Below are 2,880 nucleotides of genomic sequence, written 5' to 3'. Positions count from 1 at the left end.
TTTTTTAACTGGGTAGCCCGAGAGGGCCAAGCTAGAGTGCCGCCATCAGGAACGACACCGCTCACGGACGAGGTTCTCTTCTTTTGAAGGCGTATCACTATGAATCAAAAACCTGCTCTGCTGACCCTTGTCATGTTGGCCATGACCGCCCATGCCGGCAGTGCCCTCGCGGCGCTGCCCAACTTCAGCGCCACTTGCCCAACCGATATCCGGGTCAAGTCGCAAGGGGGCAATGTCTTTATCAATGGCAAGAAGGCGACCCTGAAAACGCTGGCGCCCGCCGCCTATTCGGCCACGAGCGGCAAGGTGGTCATCGGGATCACCTTCGATCTGCCCGCCAGCGAACCCACCCTGGATTACGTCATCAAGCATGATCGCCGGGCTCATGGCTTTTGCACCGTGCACGCCTGGTCGGCGGGCAAGGCCGCCGCACTGCCGATGGCCAAAGGGGATTCCCCTTATCAGGGCAAGTGGATCGCCAAAAACCGCGAGACAGGCGCCACGGTGGCCAATATTCAGGTGGATGGCAAGGAGCAGGTGTGGGTCAACGGAGTCAAGGTGAAGGCCAAGCGGGCAGATGGTGCGCTGCAGTTTCGTCAGGGCACCATCCTCTACACCTTGCAGGGGGATCCGCGCATTCGCGATGAGAGCGACTGGAATGACAGCGATGCTCAGAATACCGGCCCCATCACACTGGAGTAACAGACGTGCCGTGCCACGGCTTGGTTATTGATGCAAAAAACAGAGAGCGGCATGGCCGCTCTCTGTTTTGTTGTCTCTATTGGGTGATAGCCGTGCCGGGTTAGATGCCGTGGATGGCGTTGGCTTCCCCATACCAGTCCAGCTTGTCGGCCAGAGTGACCACCGAGCCGATGATGATGAGACTCGGGCTCTTCACCTGACGAGCCAGTTCGGCCAACTGCTGCAGCTCGCCGCGCACCACCCGCTGGCTGAGCTGGGTGCCTTGCTCCACCAGCGCCACCGGGGTGTGGCCGGGCATGCCGTGGGTTTGCAGCGCATCCTGAATGCGGGCGGCGTGGGCCAGCCCCATGTAGAACACCAGGGTCTGGCGGGGGGCCGCCAGTGCCGACCACTCCTGGGCGATATTGCCCTCCTTGTCGTGGCCGGTGATGAACTGCACCCGCTGGGCGTGATCACGGTGGGTAAGGGGAATGCCGCTGTAGGCGGCGCAGCCCGATGCGGCGGTGATGCCCGGTACCACCGAGAAGGGGATGCCCGCCTCGGCCAGGGTTTCCAGCTCCTCGCCACCCCGGCCAAAGATAAAGGGATCGCCCCCCTTGAGCCGCACCACCTGTTTGCCCAGCAGCGCTTGTTCCAGCAACAGTTGGTTGATCGCCTGCTGGGGCACACAGTGGCGGCCCGCCTCCTTGCCAACAAAGATCCGCTCGGCATCCCGGCGAACAAGCGCCAACACCTCCTGCGACACCAGCCGGTCATAGACCACCACATCCGCCTGCTGCAGTTGCTGCAAGCCATTCAGGGTGAGCAGCCCCGCATCGCCGGGGCCGGCGCCCACCAGGGTGACGCTTCCCTTGCTCTGTAGCGGCTCATTTAATAGTTCAGCGACGCTCTGCTCGGCGGCCTGTTGCTGGCCGCGGGCCAGCTGGCATGCCAGTCGCTCATGGCTAAAGAGCCGCTCCCAGAAGCGGCGGCGGGCCAGCTTGTCCGGAATCAGTTTGACCCGCTCGCGCAGCTTGCCCGCCAGCGCCGCGAGCTGGCCGAGGTGTTGCGGCAGCATGGCTTCGAGTTTTTCCCGCAGCTGGCGGCTTAGAACCGGCGCCGCGCCTGCGCTGGAGATGGCCACCATCAGCGGCGAGCGGTCAATGATCGCGGGCATGATGGCGCTGCAGTGGGCCGGAGAGTCCACCACATTGCAGAAGATCTGGCGCAGGCTCGCCTCGTGAAAGACCTGCTGGTTGACCTCTTGCTGGTTGGTGGCGGCGATCACCAGCCACTTGCCATCGAGCAGTTCGGGATGAAAGCCGGCGGCGCAGACGGTCAGGTGACCCTGCTCGGCCCAGCTCATCAGCTGGGGTTCCAGGTGCGGGGCATTGATGGTGATCTTCGCCTTGGCATCGAGCAGCAGGCGCGCCTTGCGCACCGCCACCTCACCGCCGCCGACGATCAGGACCGGCTTGTTTTGCAGCTGACAGAAGAGAGGGAGAAAGTCCATAACAGGCTCCGGATGCTGGCCCGCTCGCAATGCCGCGCCGGGCGAGATAGCAGGGCGCGCCGTGACGCACCCCGGATGGTCGGGGGAAAGATCCCCCGACGGGAATAAAAAAGGGGAAGGGTGATCTACGCCCGGGCCAACGACAGATCCCCACCGGTGTCGGCCACTTGATCACGCTTCCCCAAACGAGGTTTTTCCTATTGCACCGCTTTGACGTGCATGTTGGCGACGTACTGATCTTCGGCCCAGAAGATGCGGTCAGCGACCATGGCTTCCGGGTTAAGGGTGACGCCGCGCAGCACCCGCTCCTTGAACTTGTGATAACCGGCCCGATCGATGAGATGGCCCATGTGCAGGTAGATGGGTTTGCCATCCAGCATCTCGGCCTCGAACTCGAACAGGTTCTTGATCACCGCATGCAGCACCTCTTCGGTGACCCAGTTGAGAAACAGCTTGCCAGTACGAGGGGTCTTCTTGCTGGTGCGGCCCCCCAGCTTGACCATGTAGAGCTGCTTGGGATCCCGCTGCCAGGCCAGGGTCGGGCAGGCCAGCACGCACTCGCCACAGCCGATGCACTTGCTCTCCTCCTTGACCGCCTTGCCATGCTTGATGGCGAGGCAATCCACCGCGTGGTGGCTGCACGCCTTGACGCAGGCGCCGCAGCCGATGCAGCGCTCGGCATTGAA

General features: G+C 63.0%; 3 protein-coding genes. 1 reads left to right on the top strand and 2 read right to left on the bottom strand.

The annotated features are described in order from the left end of the window. The first annotated feature begins 99 nt into the window (after positions 1-99). Positions 100-702: a hypothetical protein gene (locus DBR30_RS07110; RefSeq protein WP_108540113.1), complete on the top strand. Its 603-nt coding sequence runs from the start codon at positions 100-102 to the stop codon at positions 700-702. Positions 703-802: 100 nt separating this feature from the next. On the opposite strand, the gene cysG is transcribed toward DBR30_RS07110, so the two are convergent. Both cysG and DBR30_RS21775 read right to left on the bottom strand, forming a co-directional pair. Further along, entirely contained in the window at positions 803-2,194 is a 1,392-nt protein-coding gene (gene cysG, locus DBR30_RS07105) for a siroheme synthase CysG (RefSeq protein ID WP_108540110.1), read from the bottom strand. A 197-nt stretch (positions 2,195-2,391) separates the two neighbouring features. Next, the coding region (locus tag DBR30_RS21775) for a 4Fe-4S binding protein (RefSeq protein ID WP_258224316.1) at positions 2,392-2,880 on the bottom strand (489 nt) is incomplete at its 5' end.

Origin of the sequence: Aeromonas sp. HMWF017 (assembly GCF_003061465.1) — a bacterium.
GTDB classification, from domain to species: Bacteria; Pseudomonadota; Gammaproteobacteria; order Enterobacterales; family Aeromonadaceae; genus Aeromonas; species Aeromonas veronii.
This window is presented reverse-complemented; position numbering and strand designations above follow the sequence as displayed.